A 20,594-nucleotide genomic window follows, 5' to 3' on the forward strand; every position below is an offset into this window, starting at 1 on the left:
ACGCGGCCGTACCATCGGTGAGGTGGGCGCGCAGCCGCGGGAGCCGAGGCAGGAGATCCGCTTCTGCCGCGCCCCCGACGGGGTGCGCATCGCGTATGCCGTGCACGGCAGCGGGCCGCCGATGGTCGTGGACTCCTGCTGGTTGAGCCACCTGCAGTACGACTGGCAGTCCCCGGTCTGGCGGCACTACCTGCAGGAGTGGGGTCGCGACCACACGGTGATCCGCTTCGACGAGCGTGGCCACGGGCTGTCCGACCGGGGCGTCACCGACCACAGCCTGGAGGCCCGGCTCGGCGACCTCGAGGCCGTCGTCGAGGACTCCGGGGTGGACCGGTTCGCGCTGCAGGCCATGGCCCAGGGCGGCCCGGTGGCGATCGCCTACACGGTCAGGCACCCCGAGCGGGTGTCCCGCCTGGTGTTCTACGGCAGCTACTGCGGCCAGCAGTCCAAGGACCCGACCGAGGCCGAGATGAACGACACCCTGGACAGCCTGATCAAGGTCGGCTGGGCCCGACCGGACTCGGCCTTCCGCCGGGTGTTCACCTCGCTGATGATCCCGCGCGCCACGGAGGAGCAGCACACCTGGCTCGACGAGCTGCAGCGGGTCGCCACCGACGCCGAGACCGCCCGCACCTCACGCCGGCAGCGGCTCGCTGCGGACAGCAGTGCGTTGATGGGTCGGCTGGAGCTGCCGACCCTCGTCATCCACTCCCGCGGCGACCGGATGAACGACTTCGAGGAAGCCCGGCACCTCGCAGCCGGCATCGAGGGGGCCAGGCTCGTGGCGCTCGAGAGCGACAACCACATCGTCCTCGAGGACGAGCCCGCCTGGGCGGTCTACTGCGCCGAGCTGCGCGAGTTCCTCGCGGGAGACGCTGAGCCCGCACCGACCGGTGTGAGCGCACCCTCGAGGGACACCGCCCAGGACGGCGCGACCGCCCTCGACCTGCTCTCCCCGCGGGAGGTCGAGATCCTGCACCTCGCGGCCGAGGGGCTCGACAACGAGGCGATCGCCGGCACCCTCACGCTCAGCGTGCGCACGGTCGAGCGCCACCTCAGCAACGTCTACGCCAAGCTCGACCTGCGCGGGAAGTCCGCCCGCACGGCAGCCGTCGCGCGCCTGCTCACCCGAGCCTGACGGCATACACGCAGGCGCGCAGCCGGACTCGGCCGGTGCGGCCGCGAGCCAGCCCCGAGATGGGTGACAGCACCGATGCCGGGCCACGCCGCCCGGACCTAGCGTCGTCGTCGCAGGGAACCACCATCACCACCACCAAAGGGGATCCAGCTCATGACCACACAGACCTCCGGGCCTGCCATCACCGACACCGCAGAGGACCGGGCCCTCAAGGGCAGGCACGCCGCCATGTGGGCGCTCGGCAACTACGCAGCCGTCGCCAGCGACATCATCGCGCCGCTCGGGCCGGTGCTCGTCGAGGCGGCCGGCATCACGGCCGGCCAGCGCGTGCACGACGTGGCTGCCGGCTCGGGCAACGTCGCCCTCCCGGCCGCCCGCACCGGCGCCGAGGTGGTCGCGACCGACCTCACGCCCGAGCTGCTCGAGCGCGGTCGCCAGGACGCCGAGGCGGTGGGGCTGTCCATCAAGTGGGTCGTCGCCGACGCCGAGGCACTGCCCTGCGACGACGGCGAGTACGACACCGCGGTGTCGTGTGTGGGCGTCATGTTCGCGCCACACCACCAGCTCGCAGCCGACGAGCTGGTGCGCTGCGTCCGCCCCGGCGGCACCATCGGGCTGCTGAGCTGGACGCCGGAAGGCTTCATCGGCCAGATGTTCGCGACCATGAAGCCCTATGCCCCCGCGCCGCCGCCCGGCGCCCAGCCCCCGCCGCTGTGGGGCCACGTCGACCACGTGCGCGAGCTGCTCGGCGACCGGGTCGAGGCCTTCACCGCCCGCCAGGCGGACCTCGTGGTCGACCAGTTCCCGACCCCCGAGGCGTTCCGCGACTTCTTCAAGACCAACTACGGCCCGACGATCGCTGTCTACACCGCGATCGCCGACGACCCCGACAAGGTCGCCGCCCTCGACCGTGACCTCGTGGCGCTGGCCGAGCGGTTCGACCGTGGCGAGGACCAGACCGTGCTCGACTGGGAGTACCTCCTGGTGACCGCCCGTCGCTGCTGACCGCACCGCAACGTGGCCCGCACCGCGACGCGGGCCGCACCGCGACGCGGCCAGCGCCGTCATACGGGGAGGCACAGACCGACGGCCCACGTCCTGGCGAGAGGAGGTGGGCCGTCGGCGTTCTGGGGTTGCCGCGTCAGCGGGCTGGCGATCCGCTCAGGCGGTACGGCGCGGGGCCGAGCGACGGAGCTTGCGCTTGACGCGCTTGCCCACGGCCTCGGCGGCGATGGCCACGCGGGTCCGGCCCGGCTGCGGGTTCGGCAGCGACAGGACGACGACCTGCTTCCAGGCCGAGGCGACCTGCTTGGGCAGCGGGCCCGTCGTGTAGGTCAGGCCGTAGCGCTCGCAGATCTCCTGGATGCGCGGGGCGATCTCCTTGTACCGGTTGCTGGGCAGGTCCGGGAACAGGTGGTGCTCGATCTGGTGCGACAGGTTGCCGGACATCAGGTGCAGCGCCCTGGAGCCGGAGATGTTGGCCGAGCCGAGCATCTGGCGCAGGTACCACTCACCGCGGGTCTCGCCGTCGATCGACGCCTTCGCGAAGGTCTCGACGCCCTCGGGGAAGTGGCCGCACATGATGATCGAGTGGGTCCACACGTTGCGCACCGTGTTGGCGACGAAGTTGGCGCCCAGGGTGTGGAAGAACGACGGCCCCGACAGGATCGGGTGGATCAGGTAGTCGCGCCGGGCCTGGCGGCCGATCTTGCGCAGCACCTTGTTTCCGTCCTTGCGGAACTCCTCCTTGGACTTGCCGCGTCCCTTGAGGTAGGCGCCGACCTCGAGGTCGTATGCCGCGATGCCGTATTCGAAGAACAGCATGTTGGCGAAGTTGTAGACCGGCTGGCCGAGGTAGGCCGGGGTCCAGCGCTGGTCCTCGTCGACGCGCATGATGCCGTAGCCGAGGTCGTTGTCACGGCCGATGACGTTGGTGAAGGTGTGGTGCAGCTCGTTGTGCGAGTGCTTCCAGAACTCCGACGGGGAGGCGTTGTCCCACTCCCACTCCTGCGAGTGGATGCGGGGGTCGCGCATCCAGTCCCACTGCCCGTGCATGATGTTGTGCCCGAGCTCCATGTTCTCGAGGATCTTGGCGACGGACAGACCGGCCGTCCCGACGAGCCAGGCCGGCGGGAAGATCGAGAACAGCAACACGGCGCGGCTGCCCACCTCGAGCCCGCGCTGCCACTTGAGGACCTTGCGGATGTATGCCGCGTCGCTGGCTCCGCGGGAGTCCAGGACCTCCTGGCGCAGCGCGTCGAGCTCGGCGCCGAGCGCCTCGATGTCCTCGGCCGTGAGGTGTCCGGCGGGGTCCGGCTTGCCGGACGCCTTGGGCGCGTGGGTGCGCTCGGTCGTGGCGACCGAGAGGCGGTTGTTGACCGGCTTGGTGCGCTGCGGTGCGCGCGGGGTGCCGGCGGCGGACCCGTCGATGGTGAGGTCGAACTGCTCTGCGGTGGCGGTCATGCGAACTCCTTGGTCAGAGGTTCAGGTCAGTGGTTCAGGGGGTAGACCGGCGGCGCTGCCGGTCAGAGGTCGATCTCGCAGGCGCCGGCAGCGGCCGACACACAGGTCTGGATGCGCACGTTGTCGCCCTCGGTGGCGACGGTCAGCTCGCCGTTGCGCAGGTCGCGGACAGCGCCCTCGCGGAGGGGGACGACGCAGCCGAAGCAGATGCCCATGCGGCAGCCGGACGGCATGAGGACGCCGGCGTCCTCGCCGGCGTCGAGGATCGGGGTGGCGCCGTCGGCGTCGACGACCTTGCCCTGCTTGCCGAAGGTGACCGTGCCACCCTCGCCCTCGGAGATCACGACGGGGCGGAAGCGCTCGGTGTGCAGGCGGTCGGCGAGTCCGGCCTCGGCATACGCGGCCTCGAAGGCGTCGAGCATGCCGGTGGGGCCGCACGCCCAGGTCTCGCGGAAGCGCCAGTCGGGGACGAGCTCGTCGAGGGTGTCGGGGCCGACCATGCCGTGGGCGTCGGTGTGCCGCTCGACCAGCGTGAGCCGGCCGTCGGCCGCGAGGGCGCGCAGCTCGTCGCGGAAGATCACGTCGGCCTCGGTGGGCGCGGAGTGCACGACCACGACGTCGCGCAGCTCGTCGAGGTGGTTGCGGAGCATGCCCATCACGGGCGTCACACCGGAGCCCGCGGTCACGAAGAGCGCCCGCGCGGGCAGCCTCTCCGCCATCGTGAAGTCGCCGGTGGCCTGGTCGAGGTGGATGACGGTGCCGGGCTGGAGGGCGCGGACGACGTGGTTGCTCACCTTGCCGTCCGGGATGGCCTTGACGGTGATGGAGATGAGGCCGTCGGGCGACTCGACGGGACAGGTGAGCGAGTAGGCGCGCCAGTTGCGCACCCCGTCGACGTCGACGCCGATGCGGATGTACTGGCCGGGCAGGTGCCCGCGCCACGAGCGGCCGGGCTTGATGCGGACCGTGGCGGCGTCGCGGGTCTCGGGAGTGACCGAGACGACGCGGCCCCGCAGGTCGGCGCCCGCACGCAGCGGGGCGACCAGGTCGAGGTAGTCGGCGGGCAGGACGGGGTGTGCCACGGCCTCGGCGACGCGCCACAGGGCAGCGCGCAGCGAACGCCTCGTGGGCGTGCCGGAGGCGGTGCGGAGTGGGAGAACTGCGGTCATGGTTCCATCATCGATGGTCGGGTAGTCTAATTTCCTGACCTACCCGAGTGAGACTCGCCGCTTCTTTTGTTCGCAAGGAACAGATATGACCATCGAACGCCCCACGGGCACCGCCCGTCCCGCCACGGCCCGAGCCGCCGGGCTCACCCTGGACCCGGAGGTCGTCACCCAGCTCAAGGATGCCCTGCCCGGGGTGGCCAGTCACGCCGTCGAGGCGATCATCGAGGAGGTCCCCAGCTACGCGAGCGCGCGGGACTACCTCGTGGGCAACATCGAGGCAGCCGTCCAGGTGGCCCTCGGCAGCTTCCTGACGATCGCCGCCCGCGCCGCCGACCCCAGCACCCCGCTCGGTCCGGCGCTGGAGGCCTCCTACCGCCTCGGCCGGGGCGAGGCGCGCAGCGGGCGCAGCATGGACGCCCTGCTGTCGGCCTACCGCATCGGCGCCCGCGTCTCGTGGCGTGGCCTGTCGCAGGAGGCCGTCCGCGCCGGCATGGGTGCCGACGTCCTGGCCCAGTTCGCCGAGCTGGTGTTCGCCTACATCGACGAGCTCTCCGCGGCCAGCGTCTCCGGGCACGCCGACGAGCTCGCCTCGGTCGAGCGCATCCAGCAGCGCCAGCTCGAGCGGCTGGCCATCGACCTGCTCCGCGGCTCGTCGGATGAGGAGGTCACCCGTCGAGCCGAGCGCGCCCGTTGGGAGCTGCCCAAGACCCTCGCCGTCCTGCTGGTCGCCGAGCGGGAGCTGCACCACGCCCGCTCGCTCGTCGACGCGAAGTCGCTCGTCCTCGCCGAGGACGTGCCGGGCGTCACGTCGGGCGAGGACGTCGTGGCCATCCTCGTCCCGCGGCTGACCGCAACCGCCCGGGCACGGCTGCTGCGCGGGCTGGCCGACCACGACGCCGTGCTCGGGCCCACCCGACCCTGGCGGGCGGTCGCGAGCTCGCATGCCCGCGCGCTGCGGGGGCGGGCCGCGCRCGGCCCGGGCGGCACGGCATACGACACCGAGGCGCACCTGGCCGAGATCGTGCTCGACGCGGACCGCGACGCCCTCGCCGACCTGCGCTCACGCGCCCTGGCCCCGCTCGACGACCTGACCCCGGCCACCCGCGAGCGGCTCGCCGAGACGCTGCGGCTCTGGCTGTTGCACCGCGGACGCCGCGAGGCCGTCGCCGAGGCGTTGTTCGTTCACCCGCAGACGGTGCGCTACCGCGTTGGCCAGCTGCGCGAGCTGTTCGGCGACGTCCTCGACGACCCGCGGTCGGTGGCCGAGCTGGTCATCGCACTCGGCCCCGGGCCGGCGCGCGAGGAGTCCGCGGGATCCTGACCCGGGCACACCCTGCCGTCGCTACGCTGCTCGCCTCGGACCCGGGGAGGTGTCATGACCAACGACGCGACCATGCCGCGCGCCACGCGCCGTCTCGGCGGCCTGGAGCTCGTCCAGACCGTGCTCGACACGGACAGCTGGGTCGGCTGGGACACCCCGCCGCCCGCCGTGGCCCCCGATGGGTCGCCGTATGCCGCGGAGCTCGCCGCCGCTGCCGAGCGCTCCGGCGCGGATGAGGCCATCGTCACGGGCGAGGGGCGGATCCGGGGCCGCCGGGTCGCCGTCATCGCCGGCGAGTTCGCGTTCCTCGCGGGCTCGATCGGGTCGACCGCGGCGGAGCGGATCGTGCTGGCCTTCGAGCGGGCGAGGCTGCAGGGGCTGCCGCTCTTCGCCGCCCCGGCGAGCGGCGGCACCCGCATGCAGGAGGGCACACCGGCCTTCGTGGGCATGGTCAAGATCAGCGCCGCTTGCGCCGAGTTCAAGGAGGCCGGGCTCCCCTACCTCGTCTACCTGAGGCACCCCACGACCGGAGGCGTCTTCGCGTCCTGGGGATCGCTCGGGCACGTCACGGTGGCCGAGCCGGGGGCGACCGTGGGGTTCCTCGGCGCGCGCGTCTACGAGGCGCTCTACGGGCACGCGTTCCCCGACGGGGTGCAGACGGCCGAGAACCTCTTCGAGCACGGCCTCATCGACGCGATCCTGCCGGCCGAGGCCCTCGCCGACGTGGCCGACCGCGCGCTCACGGTGCTCAGTGGCCCGCGCGAGGACCTGCCCGACGTCCCGGAGCTGCCCAGGGAGCAGCTCGCCGACGTCCCCGCCTGGGAGTCGATCACCCGCTCCCGCCGGCCCGACCGCCCCGGGGTGCGCGCCCTGTTGCGGCTCGGCGCGACCGACGTGCTCCCGCTGCACGGCACCGGTCAGGGCGAGTACGACCCGGGGATGCTCATGGCCCTGGCGAGGTTCGGCGGCGCTCCGTGCGTCGTGCTCGGCCAGGACCGCGACCGGCAGACGGTCGACGAACCGTTGTCCCCCAAGGGACTTCGCGTCGCCCGCCGCGGCATGAAGCTCGCCCACGAGCTCAAGCTGCCGCTCGTCTCGGTGATCGACACCGCCGGTGCGGCCCTGTCCCGCGAGGCCGAGGAGGGCGGCCTCGCGGGCGAGATCGCCCGGTGCCTCGCCGAGCTCGTCATGCTCGACGCACCGACCGTCTGCGTCCTGCTCGGCCAGGGCACCGGCGGAGGGGCGCTCGCGGTGATGCCGGCCGACCGGGTCATCAGTGCCCAGCACTCGTGGCTGTCACCCCTGCCACCCGAAGGCGCCTCGGCCATCCTGCACCGGGACACCACGCACGCCCCCGAGCTGGCGGCCTCGCAGCGGGTGAGGGCGCTCGACCTGCTCGACGCCGGGATCGTCGACCGGATCGTGGCCGAGCACCCGGACGCCGCAGACGAGCCCGAGGACTTCTGTCGCCGGATGTCGCAGGTGATCCAGCACGAGCTCGCCGTGCTGGCCCGCCAGGACCCGGCCCAGCGGCTCGCGGACCGGCTCGCGCGCTACCGCCGCCTCGGCTGACCGCCGCCTCGGGCTGACGGCCGCCTCGGCTGACCGTCGCCTCCGCCCACGGCAGACTTCTGCCAACGGGTGGTCGGCCATTGGGCAGGTCCTGCCAACGTCACGCGCGCACCCGGCTCCCTAGGCTCGCCGCACGACGACAGTGTTGGGAGGTGGCATGCGGGTCCTGATCGCCCTCGGTGGCAACGCCATGACCGGACCCGACGRCAGCGCCACCCCCGAGGCCCAGCGGCATGCCATCGGCGAGGCGATGCGACACGTCGCCACCGTTGTCGCGGCTGGCCACGAGGTGGTCCTCACCCACGGCAACGGCCCCCAGGTCGGCAACCTGCTCGTCAAGAACGAGCTCGCCGCCCAGGTCGTCCCGCCGGTCCCGCTGGACTGGTGTGGCGCCCAGACCCAGGGGACCATCGGCTTCACCATCCTCGACACGCTCGAGGCCGCCCTCGCCGCCCGGAGCCTCGAGCGACCCGTGGCCGCAATCGTCACCCGCACGCTCGTCGACCCGGCCGACCCCGGGTTCGCCACCCCCACCAAGCCCATCGGCCGGTTCCTCCCGCACGAGCAGGCGCTACCCCTCATCGAGCACGGCGAGACCTGGGAGGACCGCGGCGAGAAGGGCTGGCGCCGCGTGGTCGCCTCCCCCGAGCCCGTCGAGGTGCTCGAGACGCACACGCTGCTGACCCTCGTGGCCGCCGGTTACGTCGTGGTCGCCGCAGGCGGCGGGGGCATCCCCGTCGTCCGCGAGGCCGATGGCACGGTGCACGGCGTCGAGGCCGTCATCGACAAGGACCTCACGGCCGCGGTGCTCGCTCGCTCGGTCGGCGCCGACGCCCTCGTCATCGCCACCGACGTCGAGAACGCCGTCATCGGCTTCGGCACCGACCAGGCGCGAGCCCTCGGCCGGGTCTCCCTCGCCGAGATGGAGGCGTATGCCGCGGACGGCCAGTTCGCGTCCGGCTCGATGGGGCCGAAGGTCGAGGCAGCCCTGCGGTTCGTCCGCGGCGGCGGCAGCATGTCGATCATCACCGCCCTCGACCGCATCGCCGACGCGCTCACCGGCGAGGTGGGCACCGTGATGACCACCCGGCATACCGAATCGTCAACAAACACAACGTCATCGGAAAGGTGAACGAGCATGCCTGAACCCATCGAGGTCCGCAAGGTGCCGATCCACGGCGTCTCCGACGCGAGCGAGCTGGCCAAGCTCATCGACGACGGGGTGATGGATGCGAGCCGCGTCATCGCCATCATCGGCAAGACCGAGGGCAACGGTGGCGTCAACGACTACACCCGCATCATCGCCGACCGGGCCTTCCGTGAGGTTCTGGTCGCCAAGGGGGCTCCGGCCGATCAGGTCAGGCAGGTCCCGATCGTCTGGTCCGGCGGCACGGACGGTGTCATCAGCCCGCACGCCACCATCTTCGCGACCGTGCCTGCCGACCGGGCGGAGCAGTCCGACGACCTGCGGCTCACGGTCGGCTTCGCCATGAGCGAGCCGATCCTGCCCGAGGAGATCGGCTACACCGGCATGGTCGAGAAGGTCGCCGCCGCGGTCAAGGTCGCGATGGAGCGGGCCGGTATCACGGACGCCGCCGACGTCCACTACGTGCAGACCAAGACGCCCCTGCTGACGATCCACACCATCCGCGACGCCAAGTCCCGCGGCATGAAGGTCTGGACCGAGCACACCCACGAGTCCATGGACCTGTCCAACGGCACCACCGGGCTCGGCATCGCCGTCGCCCTGGGCGAGATCGAGATGCCCAGCAACGAGGACGTCATGCACAACCGCGACCTCTACTCGTCGGTCGCGTCCTGCTCGTCCGGCGTCGAGCTCGACCAGGCGCAGGTCGTCGTCGTCGGCAACACCCGCGGCATCGGTGGCCGCTACCGCATCGGCCACTCCGTCATGCGGGACGCGCTCGACGCGGACGGCATCTGGGCCGCCATCAAGGACGCCGGGCTCGACCTGCCCGACCGACCCCACAGCAGCGACCTGGCCGGCCGGCTGGTCAACGTGTTCCTCAAGTGCGAGGTCAGCCAGGACGGGCAGGTGCGCGGACGCCGCAACGCCATGCTCGACGACTCGGACGTGCACTGGCACCGCCAGATCAAGTCGTGCGTCGGCGGTGTGACGGCCGCGGTCACTGGTGACCCGGCGGTGTTCGTGTCCGTGTCGGCCGCCCACCAGGGCCCTGATGGTGGAGGCCCTGTCGCGGCGATCGTCGACCTCGGCTCGGGCGACCCCACCGGATACGCGGCTCCCGGAGCCCCCTGACCCTGCACACTGGGGCGCGTGACCGCGCCTCCCACCCGACGCCTCGACGGCCTGGACGCAGCCCGCGGCCTGGCCGTCGTGTCGATGCTCGTGGCACACCTGTGCCCGGTCGGTGGTCCGTTCACGCTGAGTGAGTACCTCACGGCGCCGCTGTTCGCGGTCGTCGTCGGCGTCTCGATGGGACTCGTCCTGCGCGAGCGCCGGCCGCGGCCTGCGAGCTTCCTCCGTGACCAGACGCAGCGCGGACTCGTGCTCGTCGTCCTGGGCCTGGTGCTCCAGCCGATGTACCGCCAGATCGACGTGGTCCTGCCCTACCTCGGCGTGCTCGTGATGGTCCTCGCGCCGCTCGCCCTGCTGCTCCACCGGCTGCCGAGCGTGGCCGTCGCCCCGGTCACGCTCGGCCTGGCCGCGGTGGTCGCGGCGGCAGGGCCCGCGGCGACGACGTGGGGGCGGGACGTCCTGGTCGAGCACCTCGAGACGTGGCCGCACTGGTGGCTGGACGTGCTGCGGTGGCTCGTCGCGGGCGGGTCCTACCGGGTCGTCTCGTTCCTGCCCATGGCGCTGGCAGGGCTCGCGCTTGCCGGGGTCCTTCGCCGGGCGACCCGGCCGGCCGTCGGGCTCCCCGTCGTGGCTGTCCTCGCGGTGGCGAGCGCGGCGTCATACCTCCTCGGCCGACGCACGGCCACGGGCTCCGCGCCCTACTCCGGGACGACGGCCGAGGTCGTCGGCGCCACCCTCCTGGCCGCAGCGGCCGTCATCGCCGCCTTCCTCGTCCTCGAGGTGGCCAGGCGGCTCCGGGTGGGCCAGGCCCTTGCGCCGCTGCTGTCCACGGGTCGGCTGGCCCTCACCGCCTACGCGCTGCAGGTCCTCGTCCTCGTGGGCCTGGGAGTCGCGCGGGGGCACGCCCGCGACGACTCGTGGCTCGTCCTCGGGGTGACGACGGTCGCCGTGGTCGGAGGGTGCTGGCTGCTGGAGCGGTGGCTGGGCACCGGTCCGCTCGAGTGGCTCCTGCGCCGGCTCCGCCCGGCCGACGACCGGGCTGCGCCCGAGGGGGCGCCGGTCGTCAGTGGGCGAAGTGCCGTGTCCCGGTGAAGTAGAGCGCCACCCCGGCCGCCTGCGCGGCCGCGATCACCTCGTCGTCGCGCACCGACCCACCCGGGGCCACGACGGCACGGACCCCGGCGTCGATGAGCACCTGCAGCCCGTCGGCGAACGGGAAGAACGCGTCGGAGGCCGCGACGGCACCGCGAGCGCGTTCGGCACCCGCGCGGGAGACCGCGAGGTGGCACGAGTCCACTCGGTTGACCTGGCCCATGCCGATCCCGACCGAGGCAAGGTCGCGGGCCAGCAGGATCGCGTTGGACTTCACCGCCCGCACCGCACGCCACGCGAACTGCAGGTCGGCCAGGGTCGCCTCGTCGGCTGCCTCACCGGTCACCAGCCGCCAGCGCGAGGCGTCGTCGCCACCGGGCACGTCGCCCTCGACCACGGCGTCCACCCGGTCGACGGTCTGCACGAGGACTCCCCCGCTGACCGCGCGGAACTCCACCGGGTCGGCGTGGTCGGCCAGGTCGGCGGGCAGTCTCAGCAGGCGGCGGTTCTTCTTCTCGCGGAGCACCTCGAGCGCGTCGGCGTCGAAGTCCGGGGCCAGGATGACCTCGCTGAAGGTCTCGTTGGCGGCGAGCGCCATCGCCCGGGTCACCGGGCGGTTGGTGGCGATGATGCCGCCATAGGCGGAGACGGGGTCGCACGCGTGCGCCGCGGCATACGCGTCCTCGATGGTGCCGCCGACGGCGATGCCGCAGGGGTTGGCGTGCTTGATGATCGCCACCGTCGGCTGGTCACCGTGGTCGTGGGCCGCCCGCACGGCGGCGTCGGCGTCGACGTAGTTGTTGTAGGACATCTCCTTGCCGTGCAGCTGCTCGGCCTGGGCCAGGCCAGGGCGCCAGTGGGCGTAGAGGGCGGCCTGCTGGTGCGGGTTCTCGCCGTACCGCAGCACGGCCTTGCGCTCCCAGGTGGCACCGATGAAGTCGGGAAACCCCTCCTGGGCGGGCGAGAGCTCCTGGGCGCACCACGAGGCGACGGCCACGTCGTAGGCAGCGGTGTGCGCAAAAGCCTGGGCTGCCAGGCGCCTGCGCTGAGCGAGGGTGAACCCGCCGCCCGCGACGGCAGCGAGCACGTCGCCGTAGGACGACGGGTCGGTGACGATCGCGACGCTCGGGTGGTTCTTGGCGGCGGCCCGGACCATCGTCGGGCCGCCGATGTCGATCTGCTCGACGCACTCGTCAGCGGTGGCGCCCGACGCGACGGTCTCGCGGAACGGGTAGAGGTTGACGACGACCAGCTCGAAGGCGGCGACACCGAGGTCGGCCAGCTGCTGGACGTGGTCGGGCTTGCGGGTGTCGGCGAGGATGCCGGCGTGGACCTTGGGGTGCAGCGTCTTGACCCTGCCCTCGAGGCACTCCGGGAACCCGGTGAGGTCGGCCACCTCGACCACGGGGAAGCCCAGGCCCTCGATCAGCGCGGCGGAGCCACCCGTGGAGACGATCTCGACCCCGGCCTCGTGCAGCCCGCGGGCGAGGTCGGCCAGCCCGGTCTTGTCGTAGACGGACACGAGGGCGCGCCGGATCGTGCGCTGGTCCTCGCTGGGTCCGGGCTTGCTGACGGTGCTCACGGAATGCTGGCCTTCCCATCGGTGACGGTGATTCCTTCGCGGGCCGCGCGACCCACGTACTCGACGAGCAGGGGGTGCTCGACGGCCTTGATGCGTTCGTGCAGCGACTCCTCGGTGTCGTCTGCGAGGACCGGCACCGTGGCCTGGGCCAGGACCGGTCCGGTGTCGACGCCGGCGTCCACGACGTGCACCGTGCAGCCGGTCTCGGCAGCGCCCGCCTCGAGCGCGTCCCGCACCGCGTGGGCGCCGGGGAACTCCGGGAGCAGCGCCGGGTGGGTGTTGAGGACGGTCCAGCCGCCCAGGACCGCAGGGCCGAGGAGCTTCATGAACCCCGCCGACACGACGAAGGCCGGACGGTGGTCGGCGATGCGTGCCGCGAGCGCCTGGTCCCACTCCGCGCGGGTGGAGTGGTCCTCGACGCGGCACACGAAGGTCGGGATGCCCGCCGCTGCGGCCCGGTGGAGACCGGTGATGCCGGCCCGGTCCGCGCCGACGGCGACGATGCGGACCCCGTATGCCGGGTCGGCCGACGCGTCGACCAGCGCCTGGAGATTCGTGCCCGACCCCGACACGAGGACCACGATCCCGGTCGGCTCAGGCACAGTCACGGCCGAAACGATACCGAGCCCGCGCGGAGCGACCGCAGCCGCGTCCGCCAACCGGTCCAGCCACGGGTCTTTGATGGATGTGCGACGTCAGGGCGTGGCAAGGCCATCAAAGACCCCGGTCGTGCGGGGTGGGGCCACCAGGGTCCGGGTCAGCGGCGGAGCTTCCAGCGGTCCCAGGCCAGCACCAGCCCGGCGCCGAGGCCGAGCTCCACGAGCAGGGCCAGGGTCAGCCAGCCGGCGGGGGCACCGATCGAGGACATGCGCCTCATGCCCAGCGACGAGCCCGCCACGACGTCGAGCAGGCCGATGGCCGCCGCGGCGACCACGACGGCCGAGGCGGTGACGGTCAGCTTGGTGCGGGTGGTCGACAGGCGGGCCACCGCCTTGAGCGAGCGCCACCCCACGATCGCGCCGACCGCCACGGGTACCAGGGCGAGCAGCGGCAGGTAGCCGGGAAAGGCCCCCGGCTCGGGCAGCGCGCCGAACCCCGGGACCATCGGGAGCAGGGTCGTGCGGCTGCCGGTCCAGGTGGCCGAGGCCCCCTCGACCGGCGAGAAGCCGGTGCCGGCCATGAACGAGACCGCCCAGAGGGCGACGTTGGGCAGCACGAGCACCTGCGCCAGCGCGAGGACCACCCCACCCACGAGGCCGGGCTCGAGCTGGCCCTGCAGGTGGCTGACCCGGTCGAAGTGCAGCGCCACCAGGAGGACGCAGGTGGCCGTGCCGAGGAACAGGAGCGCGGCCGCGCCCTCGAGCCCGGGACGCAGGCCCCGGTGCACCGCGCCCGGGACCCAGTCGGGCCGGCGGACCCGAGGACCGAGGAGCTCGGGTCGGCGGCGAGCCAGCCTGCCCAGCGCCAGCAGGGCAGCCGAGATCGGGACGACGAGGACGGGGAGCAGCAGGCTCAAGAGGACAGGCCTCGGCCCGGCCGCGCCGGCGACCACCGCCCACAGCGCGGCGCACGCGGCATACCCGGCCGTCCAGGCACCGAGGACGTGCGCGAGGCGGCGGTGGACGAGGTCTGCGACGAGGCGGACCGTGCGGTCGTCGGCCGCGTCGCGGGCGGCACGGACGGCCGCCCACGTCGCCCCGGCCACGGCCAACGCGAGGAACAGCAGCGGGACGACCGTGATGTCCGCAGCCCCCACGTGCAGGTGGGCCCCGGTGCCCAGCAGCCACAGGCTCGCACCCACGCCCAGGGACGCCGTCCACGAGACCGAGCTCTCGGGCGAGGCCACCCACACGACGAGGGCGGGGAGGACGACGGCACACGCGGACGCGGCGGCCGCACCGGCACCGGCGAGCCCGGACCGGACCAGCGTCTCCCGGTCCGGTCCTCCGTCGTCGGTCGACGTTCCCCCGCGCAGCAGCTCCATCACACTCATGTCCGTCCCATCGTCGCCGACTGCCGCGCCAGGACCGACGAGCAACGCCGGGCAACCGCCGAAAATGTCCGAACGCGCCGCAACCAGTCCCCCTGCGAGTGCGTCTGCTGCGGTGTGATGGCCTTGAGGAGCGCGGGCACTGAGCCCGAGACGCGTGAGGGTGAGGTGACGGTGGCAGGCACGCGCGGGCAGTCCGCGGAGGCGGAGTTCGACGCCTTCTACCGTGACACCGCCCGCCGCGTAGTGCACCTCGTCTACGCCTTCACGGGCGACCTCACCGTCGCCCAGGACGCCACGCAGGACGCGTACGCCAAGGCCTGGCAGCAGTGGTCGACGGTCCGGACGCACGACGACCCTCTCGCGTGGGTGCGCACGGTGGCCCGGCGCACCGCCATCTCGGGATGGCGCAAGCGCACCACCCAGGCAAGGGCCCACGAGCGACACGGCGCACACGAGACGACCGGGCCGCCGAACGAGGACCGGGTGGCGGTGGTCGCAGCGCTGCGCACCCTGCCCGAGCCGGTCCGCGAGGCCGTGACCATGCACTACATCGGCGACCTGTCGATCGACCAGATCGCCCACGAGACCAACACCCCCGCAGGCACCGTCAAGGCCCGCCTGCACCGGGGCCGCGCACTGCTCGCGCAGGCCCTGCAGCACCAGGAGAGCGACCATGGCTGAGCACGAGGACTGGACCGCGGCGGACGACGCCCGGGTCCGCGCTGCCCTGGGCTCGCTGCGCGTCGACGTGGAGTCCGCGCCCCTGCCCGACGTCCGCTTCGTCAGGGCAAGGGGTATGGCGCGTCGTCGCCGCCGGTATGTCGCGGTAGGTGCCGCAGCGGCTGCGGCGCTCGTCGTGGCGGGCACGGTGGGCTACGCCCAGCTCGGTCGCACCGACGCCGGGCCCGTGCTGCCAGCCACCCGCACGAGCGCGACGCCGACGCCGACGCCGACGCCGAGCGTCACCGGACCCAGCTCACTGCTCCCCTTGGCGGCTGACTGGGAGTCCGCCCTGGCATTGCCCACCGGTTCGGTCACCGTCACGCCGGTCACCAAGGGCGGCGGCGTCGAGTGTGGACCGGACCTCGGGACGCCCGTACAGCAGGACGAGATGCGCCAGGCCAACTCGCCCGTCAGCGGCTCGGGTGCCTACTGGATGGTGTCCGGCAACCCTGCCGCTGGAGAGCACGTGGCACGAGCGGCCATCGAGTCCTGCGAGGCCGGACCGGGATTCGTCGTCACCAAGGCACCCACCACCGAGTACCCGATCTACTCGTACGCCACCCCGCAGGCTGGCTCTGGCTGGTTCGCGGTGGTCACCGGGCGCGCCGGGGTGGCCCTGCTGCAGCTGGTCGACCCAGCCTTCAACGACGTGAAGTCCGGCGGCTTCACGCAAGACCAGATGCTGGCACTGGCGCGAGCCACGCACGCCCACCTGGCTGCGGGGCCGCCGTCGGCCAACACCGGTTCGGCGACGTCGACCACCACCCAGCCCACCTACTCCGGCCCCAAGGCGCTGAACGAGGACATGACCGTCACCGGACCCGATTCCGTGCCGTCCTCGAAGCTGTTCGTCGCCGCCTCACAGTGGGCCTCCGAGGGGCTGACGAGTGGGGCGAAGACCTCCGACGGTCCAGGCGCGCTCGAGGGGTCGACGGCGGTCGCCAGCTGCGAGACCGACGACCAGCAGGCCGGCATCGGGGGCCGGGTCGGGGTGGTCTCCATCCGCACCGGCAGCGGCACGACGGGCTACCTCGGGCGGCAGCGCGTCCAGCTCGACGACGCCACGGACCCCGCCATCCAGGCGGACTACGTGGCCGCCCGGCTCGTCGATGCCGAGGCGCTCTACGGCAAGGGCTGCAAGGGGTCCAACTACACGGTGAAGTCGACCTCCGGACCGACGGATGGGACCTTCCGCCTCGACACCGTCTTCACCGACGGGTCGCCCAGCCTCTCCGAGTGGGTCGGCGTCACCGCCCAGCGCACCCCCGGCGCGATGAGCACCGTCGTCCTCACCAAGGTGGCCGCCCCCAAGCAGGGCTTCGCCGAGCTCGACCGCCTGCTCGCCCTCGCCCGCCAGAAGTAGCCCTCCCTGAGGCGAGTCTTTGATGGGTTGACCACGCCCTGGCGTGGTCAACCCATCAAAGACTCCCGCTCACCACGGCACACCGCGGACGCGCGACGGCCGCCACCCACCAGGGTGACGGCCGTCGCGAACCTCGTTGCGGCAGAGGCTACTTCTGCAGGCCCTGCATGATCTCGCGCATCAGGTCGGCCGCTGCGGACGGCGTCTTTCCGACCTTGACCCCGGCGGCCTCGAGGGCCTCCTGCTTGGCCGCCGCGGTGCCCGCGGAACCCGACACGATGGCGCCGGCGTGACCCATGGTCTTGCCCTCGGGCGCCGTGAAGCCCGCGACGTAGCCGACGACCGGCTTGGTCACGTGCTCCTTGATGTAGGCCGCAGCCCGCTCCTCGGCGTCGCCACCGATCTCGCCGATCATGACGATGGCGTCGGTCTCGGGGTCCTTCTCGAAGGCCTCGAGGCAGTCGATGTGGGTGGTGCCGATGATCGGGTCACCACCGATGCCGACGGCGGACGAGAAGCCGAACTCCCGCAGCTCGTACATCATCTGGTAGGTCAGCGTGCCCGACTTGGAGACCAGGCCGATCCGTCCGGCGCCCGCGATGTTGGCGGGGATGATGCCGGCGTTGGACTTCCCGGGGCTGATGAGGCCGGGGCAGTTCGGGCCCACGATGCGGGTCGCCTTGCCCTTGGAGTAGTTGTAGAACTCGGCGGTGTCCTTGACCGCGATCCCCTCGGTGATGACGACGGCCAGCGGGATCTCGGCGTCGATCGCCTCGACCACGGCGGACTTGGCGAACGCCGGCGGCACGAAGATGACCGACACGTTGGCGCCGGTGGCGGCGACCGCGTCAGCCACCGTGCCGAACACGGGGACGCTGGTGCCACCGTCGAAGTCGACCGTCGTGCCCGCCTTGCGCGGGTTGACGCCGCCGACGATCTGGGTGCCCGAGGCGAGCATGCGCTGGGTGTGCTTCATGCCCTCGGAGCCGGTCATGCCCTGGACGATGACCTTGGAGTTCTCGTCGAGAAAAATAGCCATTGGTATGCCGTTCCTTCGGTCAGTTCGTCGCGGCCGAAGCCAGCTCGGCGGCCTTGCGGGCCGCGCCGTCCATGGTCTCTTCGATGGTCACCAGCGGGTGGTTCGCCTCCGCGAGGATGCGACGACCCTCCTCGACGTTGTTGCCGTCCAGCCGCACCACGAGCGGCTTGGTGGCCTCGTCGCCGAGCGCGTTGAGGGCGCCCACGATGCCGTTGGCCACCGCGTCGCACGACGTGATGCCGCCGAAAACGTTCACGAAGACCGACTTCACCTGCTCGTCGCCGAGGATGATGTGCAGCCCGTTGGCCATCACCTCGGCCGACGCGCCACCACCGATGTCGAGGAAGTTGGCCGGCTTCGGCTGACCCGGGAACTCCTCGCCGGCGTAGGCCACGACGTCGAGCGTGGACATGACCAGCCCCGCGCCGTTGCCGATGATGCCGACGGAGCCGTCGAGCTTGACGTAGTTGAGGTCCTTCTCCTTGGCCGCTGCCTCGAGCGGGTCGGCCGCGCCCTTGTCCTCGAGCGCCTCGTGGTCCGGGTGGCGGAAGTCGGCGTTCGCGTCGAGGGTGACCTTGCCGTCGAGGGCGACGATGTCGCCGTCCTCGGTCTTGACCAGCGGGTTGACCTCGACGAGCGTCGCGTCCTCGTCGCGGTAGACGGTCCACAGCGACTGCAGGACCGGGACGATGGCGGCACCGGTCTCGTCGTCGAAGCCTGCCGCGCCGACGATCTCGCGCGCCTTGGCCTCGTCGATGCCGGTGTTGGGGTCGACCTCGATGCGGGCCAGCGCCTCGGGGCGCTCGACGGCCAGGGTCTCGATGTCCATGCCGCCCTCCTTGCTGCACATCGCGAGGTAGGTGCGGTTCGCCCGGTCGAGCAGGATCGAGAAGTAGTACTCCTCGGCGATCCGTGCGCCCTGGGCGATCATCACGGTGCCCACGGTGTGGCCCTTGATGTCCATGCCCAGGATGGCCTCGGCGTGCGCTTGCGCCTCGTCGGCGGTCTTGGCGACCTTGACGCCGCCGGCCTTGCCTCGACCACCGGTCTTGACCTGCGCCTTGACGACGGTCACGCCGCCGCTCTTGGCGCCGATCTCCTCGGCGGCCGCGCGGGCCTGCTCGGGGGTGGTGGCGGTGGCGCCGGCGAGCACGGGCACGCCGTGCTTCTCGAACATGTCTCGGGCCTGGTACTCGAACAGATCCACGTCTGACGTCCTCGTCTACGGATGGGTGTGGTTCGGGCCCGAGACTAGTCCTGTCGACGACGGCTGGCTCCCCCGGGTGGTGGCCGGTGGGAGCAAGATCACCACGCGCGTCCGTATGCCGGATGGCCGGCTCACGGAGTGGGCGTGCCGACCGGGTGGCCGGCTCACGGAGTGGGTGTGCGCCCCGCGAGGACGGTCACCAGGATGTCGGCGTCGCAGTTGCCGCCCGTCAGCACGGTGGCGACCCGCCGACCGGCGACCCGGTCCCGCTCGGACAGCAGACCCGCGAGCGCGATGGCGCCGGAGGGTTCGGGCAGCTGGTGGGTGGTGCGCAGCATGACCCGCATCGCCTCGGCAGTCTCGTCCTCGGAGACCGTGAGGACACGGGCGGCGCCGGCGACGATCTGCTCGACTGCCTCGGCCATCGGCGCCCGGCAGGCGACCCCGTCGACGAACGTGTCGGCCGTCGCGGTGTCGACGACCTCGCCGGCCTCGAAGGACAGGGCCGTGGCGGGCGCCCGGTCGCTGACGACGCCGACGACCTCGGTGGGCAGGCCGAGCAGGTCGCGGGTGGCGATGAGGGAGCAGATGCCCGAGCCCATGCCGACCGGCACGTACACCGTGTCGAGCGCTCCCGCGGCGTCGAACAGCTCCTTGGCGTAGGTCGCGACCCCCGCCACGAGGTCGGGGTGGAAGGGCGGCACCGGCTCCAGCCCGAGCTCCTCCCCCAGCCCCATCGCGTGCTCGCGCGACTCCTGGAAGTCCCGGCCGTGGACGATGAGCTCGGCGCCGAACCCCTCCATGGCCGCGTTCTTGTCGGGGCTGTTGCCCTCGGGAACGACGATGACGACGCGCAGCCCGGCCGCTCGCCCGGCATACGCCAAGCTCTGGCCGTGGTTGCCGCGGGTGGCGGAGACGAGCCCGCGCACGTGCGGGCGTTCGCGCACGAGGCGGTCGGCGTAGACCAGCCCACCGCGCACCTTGAACGCCCCCGTGGGGGTCTGGTTCTCGTGCTTGACCCACACCTGCGCACCGACCTCGCGGCCGAGCAGCGGCCACTCGAACTGCGGGGTTGCCGGGAAGTGGCGGCGGACGACGCCGGTCGCCGCGTCGAGCTCCTCACGGGTCAGCGTCATGCCACGCAGTCTGCCCCAGCCGTGCGCCCCCGACTGCTCAGCGGCACCGCGACCGGTTCCCACCCACCGCAGCGATGAGGTCCGTGACCACGCGGGGGTTGTCGCCGGTCCCGAAGCGGGTCGTCCCTCCCCGGGACTCGATCTCGTAGTGGAACGCGTCGGAGATGTCGTCGTCGACGGTCGGGGTGCGTCCAGGGCGGCTCCGCGCGGCGAGGTCGGCGAGCTCCTCGAGATCGGTCGCGCTGAGCCGGCAGCTGCCGGCGGGCCCCTTCCTCGTGCTGAGGGTCACGTCACCGGTGGCCGTGACGACCGCCCGGTCGTCGACCCCGGCGATCCCGCCCGTGCGGCGCACGGTGACGGGGAAGATCGCCGCTGTCCCGGCCTCGGTGCGGGGGTCGCTGCCGCGTGCCCACACCGCCGCGACGGCTGCTGCCGCCACGTGGGCGAGGACGACCAGCACGACCCCGGCGACCTTGGATCGGGGGTGCAGGAGTGAGGTATCGGTCACCTCTGGA

Annotated in this window: 18 protein-coding genes; 9 read left to right on the forward strand and 9 right to left on the reverse strand. The window is 72.4% G+C overall.

Annotation, left to right across the window (positions count from 1 at the left end; translation table 11 throughout):
- The first annotated feature begins 22 nt into the window (after positions 1-22).
- Both AC1DV7_RS06745 and AC1DV7_RS06750 read left to right on the forward strand, forming a co-directional pair.
- Positions 23-1,138 carry an alpha/beta fold hydrolase gene (locus AC1DV7_RS06745; RefSeq protein ID WP_477595851.1) on the forward strand — a complete coding sequence of 372 codons (1,116 nt, stop codon included), beginning with the start codon at positions 23-25 and terminating at the stop codon, positions 1,136-1,138.
- Between the two features lie 153 nt (positions 1,139-1,291).
- A complete protein-coding gene (locus AC1DV7_RS06750) occupies positions 1,292-2,143 on the forward strand; it encodes a class I SAM-dependent methyltransferase (protein ID WP_477595853.1) in 852 nt (283 codons plus the stop codon).
- A gap of 156 nt (positions 2,144-2,299) precedes the next feature.
- Here AC1DV7_RS06750 and AC1DV7_RS06755 read toward each other — a convergent pair whose 3' ends face one another.
- Positions 2,300-3,601: a fatty acid desaturase family protein gene (locus AC1DV7_RS06755; RefSeq protein ID WP_477595855.1), complete on the reverse strand. Its 1,302-nt coding sequence runs from the start codon at positions 3,599-3,601 to the stop codon at positions 2,300-2,302.
- Positions 3,602-3,663: 62 nt separating this feature from the next.
- Complete coding sequence (locus tag AC1DV7_RS06760; RefSeq protein WP_477595857.1) at positions 3,664-4,770, reverse strand: ferredoxin reductase; 1,107 nt, start codon at positions 4,768-4,770, stop codon at positions 3,664-3,666.
- A gap of 85 nt (positions 4,771-4,855) precedes the next feature.
- Between AC1DV7_RS06760 and AC1DV7_RS06765 the strand changes: the two genes are divergently transcribed.
- From AC1DV7_RS06765 to AC1DV7_RS06785, 5 genes are all read left to right on the forward strand, one after another.
- Positions 4,856-6,091: a PucR family transcriptional regulator gene (locus AC1DV7_RS06765; RefSeq protein WP_477595859.1), complete on the forward strand. Its 1,236-nt coding sequence runs from the start codon at positions 4,856-4,858 to the stop codon at positions 6,089-6,091.
- 54 nt (positions 6,092-6,145) lie between these two features.
- On the forward strand, positions 6,146-7,663 hold the full coding sequence (locus AC1DV7_RS06770; RefSeq protein WP_477595860.1) for a carboxyl transferase domain-containing protein: 1,518 nt from the start codon (positions 6,146-6,148) through the stop codon (positions 7,661-7,663).
- 157 nt (positions 7,664-7,820) lie between these two features.
- A complete protein-coding gene (locus tag AC1DV7_RS06775; protein ID WP_477595862.1) occupies positions 7,821-8,795 on the forward strand; it encodes a carbamate kinase in 975 nt (324 codons plus the stop codon).
- A 6-nt stretch (positions 8,796-8,801) separates the two neighbouring features.
- Positions 8,802-9,944, forward strand: a complete 1,143-nt coding sequence (gene bar, locus AC1DV7_RS06780) for a barbiturase (RefSeq protein ID WP_477595864.1) — start codon at positions 8,802-8,804, stop codon at positions 9,942-9,944.
- Between the two features lie 18 nt (positions 9,945-9,962).
- Positions 9,963-11,036: a DUF418 domain-containing protein gene (locus AC1DV7_RS06785; protein ID WP_477595866.1), complete on the forward strand. Its 1,074-nt coding sequence runs from the start codon at positions 9,963-9,965 to the stop codon at positions 11,034-11,036.
- Here the strand turns inward: AC1DV7_RS06785 and purH are convergent.
- The 3 genes from purH to AC1DV7_RS06800 all read right to left on the reverse strand — a co-directional run bounded on the left by purH (position 11,008) and on the right by AC1DV7_RS06800 (position 14,611).
- Positions 11,008-12,618 (reverse strand): bifunctional phosphoribosylaminoimidazolecarboxamide formyltransferase/IMP cyclohydrolase, encoded by a 1,611-nt coding sequence (gene purH, locus AC1DV7_RS06790; RefSeq protein ID WP_477595868.1) that lies wholly within the window; start codon positions 12,616-12,618, stop codon positions 11,008-11,010. The two genes, AC1DV7_RS06785 and purH, sit on opposite strands and share 29 nt — an antisense overlap.
- Positions 12,615-13,226 carry a phosphoribosylglycinamide formyltransferase gene (gene purN / locus AC1DV7_RS06795; RefSeq protein ID WP_477595870.1) on the reverse strand — a complete coding sequence of 204 codons (612 nt, stop codon included), beginning with the start codon at positions 13,224-13,226 and terminating at the stop codon, positions 12,615-12,617. The genes purH and purN overlap by 4 nt, the downstream gene beginning before the upstream one ends.
- A gap of 149 nt (positions 13,227-13,375) precedes the next feature.
- Entirely contained in the window at positions 13,376-14,611 is a 1,236-nt protein-coding gene (locus AC1DV7_RS06800) for a cell division protein PerM (protein ID WP_477595872.1), read from the reverse strand.
- Between the two features lie 117 nt (positions 14,612-14,728).
- On the opposite strand from AC1DV7_RS06800, the gene AC1DV7_RS06805 reads away from it, so the two are divergent.
- Both AC1DV7_RS06805 and AC1DV7_RS06810 read left to right on the forward strand, forming a co-directional pair.
- Positions 14,729-15,292 (forward strand): RNA polymerase sigma factor, encoded by a 564-nt coding sequence (locus AC1DV7_RS06805; protein ID WP_477595874.1) that lies wholly within the window; start codon positions 14,729-14,731, stop codon positions 15,290-15,292.
- Entirely contained in the window at positions 15,285-16,697 is a 1,413-nt protein-coding gene (locus AC1DV7_RS06810) for a hypothetical protein (RefSeq protein WP_477595876.1), read from the forward strand. Before AC1DV7_RS06805 ends, AC1DV7_RS06810 begins: the two co-directional genes overlap by 8 nt.
- A gap of 148 nt (positions 16,698-16,845) precedes the next feature.
- Here AC1DV7_RS06810 and sucD read toward each other — a convergent pair whose 3' ends face one another.
- The 4 genes from sucD to AC1DV7_RS06830 form a co-directional block, all read right to left on the reverse strand.
- On the reverse strand, positions 16,846-17,736 hold the full coding sequence (gene sucD / locus AC1DV7_RS06815; RefSeq protein WP_477595878.1) for a succinate--CoA ligase subunit alpha: 891 nt from the start codon (positions 17,734-17,736) through the stop codon (positions 16,846-16,848).
- 19 nt (positions 17,737-17,755) lie between these two features.
- The gene (gene sucC, locus AC1DV7_RS06820) at positions 17,756-18,943 is read right to left on the reverse strand and encodes an ADP-forming succinate--CoA ligase subunit beta (RefSeq protein ID WP_477595880.1); all 1,188 of its coding nucleotides are present in this window, start codon (positions 18,941-18,943) and stop codon (positions 17,756-17,758) included.
- Between the two features lie 164 nt (positions 18,944-19,107).
- Positions 19,108-20,079 (reverse strand): threonine dehydratase, encoded by a 972-nt coding sequence (locus AC1DV7_RS06825; protein WP_477595882.1) that lies wholly within the window; start codon positions 20,077-20,079, stop codon positions 19,108-19,110.
- A gap of 37 nt (positions 20,080-20,116) precedes the next feature.
- Positions 20,117-20,587, reverse strand: a complete 471-nt coding sequence (locus AC1DV7_RS06830) for a hypothetical protein (RefSeq protein ID WP_477595884.1) — start codon at positions 20,585-20,587, stop codon at positions 20,117-20,119.
- Between the last annotated feature and the right edge of the window lie 7 nt (positions 20,588-20,594).

The organism is Pedococcus sp. P2_E4, assembly GCF_056403935.1.

Coding starts and splice junctions, on each gene's coding strand:
- bar (WP_477595864.1), top strand. CDS start 8,802: ATGCCTGAACCCATCGAGGTCCGCAAGGTGCCGATCCACGGCGTCTCC.
- AC1DV7_RS06825 (WP_477595882.1), bottom strand. CDS start 20,079: ATGACGCTGACCCGTGAGGAGCTCGACGCGGCGACCGGCGTCGTCCGC.
- AC1DV7_RS06760 (WP_477595857.1), bottom strand. CDS start 4,770: ATGACCGCAGTTCTCCCACTCCGCACCGCCTCCGGCACGCCCACGAGG.
- AC1DV7_RS06805 (WP_477595874.1), top strand. CDS start 14,729: ATGGCCTTGAGGAGCGCGGGCACTGAGCCCGAGACGCGTGAGGGTGAG.
- sucD (WP_477595878.1), bottom strand. CDS start 17,736: ATGGCTATTTTTCTCGACGAGAACTCCAAGGTCATCGTCCAGGGCATG.
- AC1DV7_RS06770 (WP_477595860.1), top strand. CDS start 6,146: ATGACCAACGACGCGACCATGCCGCGCGCCACGCGCCGTCTCGGCGGC.
- AC1DV7_RS06750 (WP_477595853.1), top strand. CDS start 1,292: ATGACCACACAGACCTCCGGGCCTGCCATCACCGACACCGCAGAGGAC.
- AC1DV7_RS06800 (WP_477595872.1), bottom strand. CDS start 14,611: ATGAGTGTGATGGAGCTGCTGCGCGGGGGAACGTCGACCGACGACGGA.
- AC1DV7_RS06755 (WP_477595855.1), bottom strand. CDS start 3,601: ATGACCGCCACCGCAGAGCAGTTCGACCTCACCATCGACGGGTCCGCC.
- AC1DV7_RS06810 (WP_477595876.1), top strand. CDS start 15,285: ATGGCTGAGCACGAGGACTGGACCGCGGCGGACGACGCCCGGGTCCGC.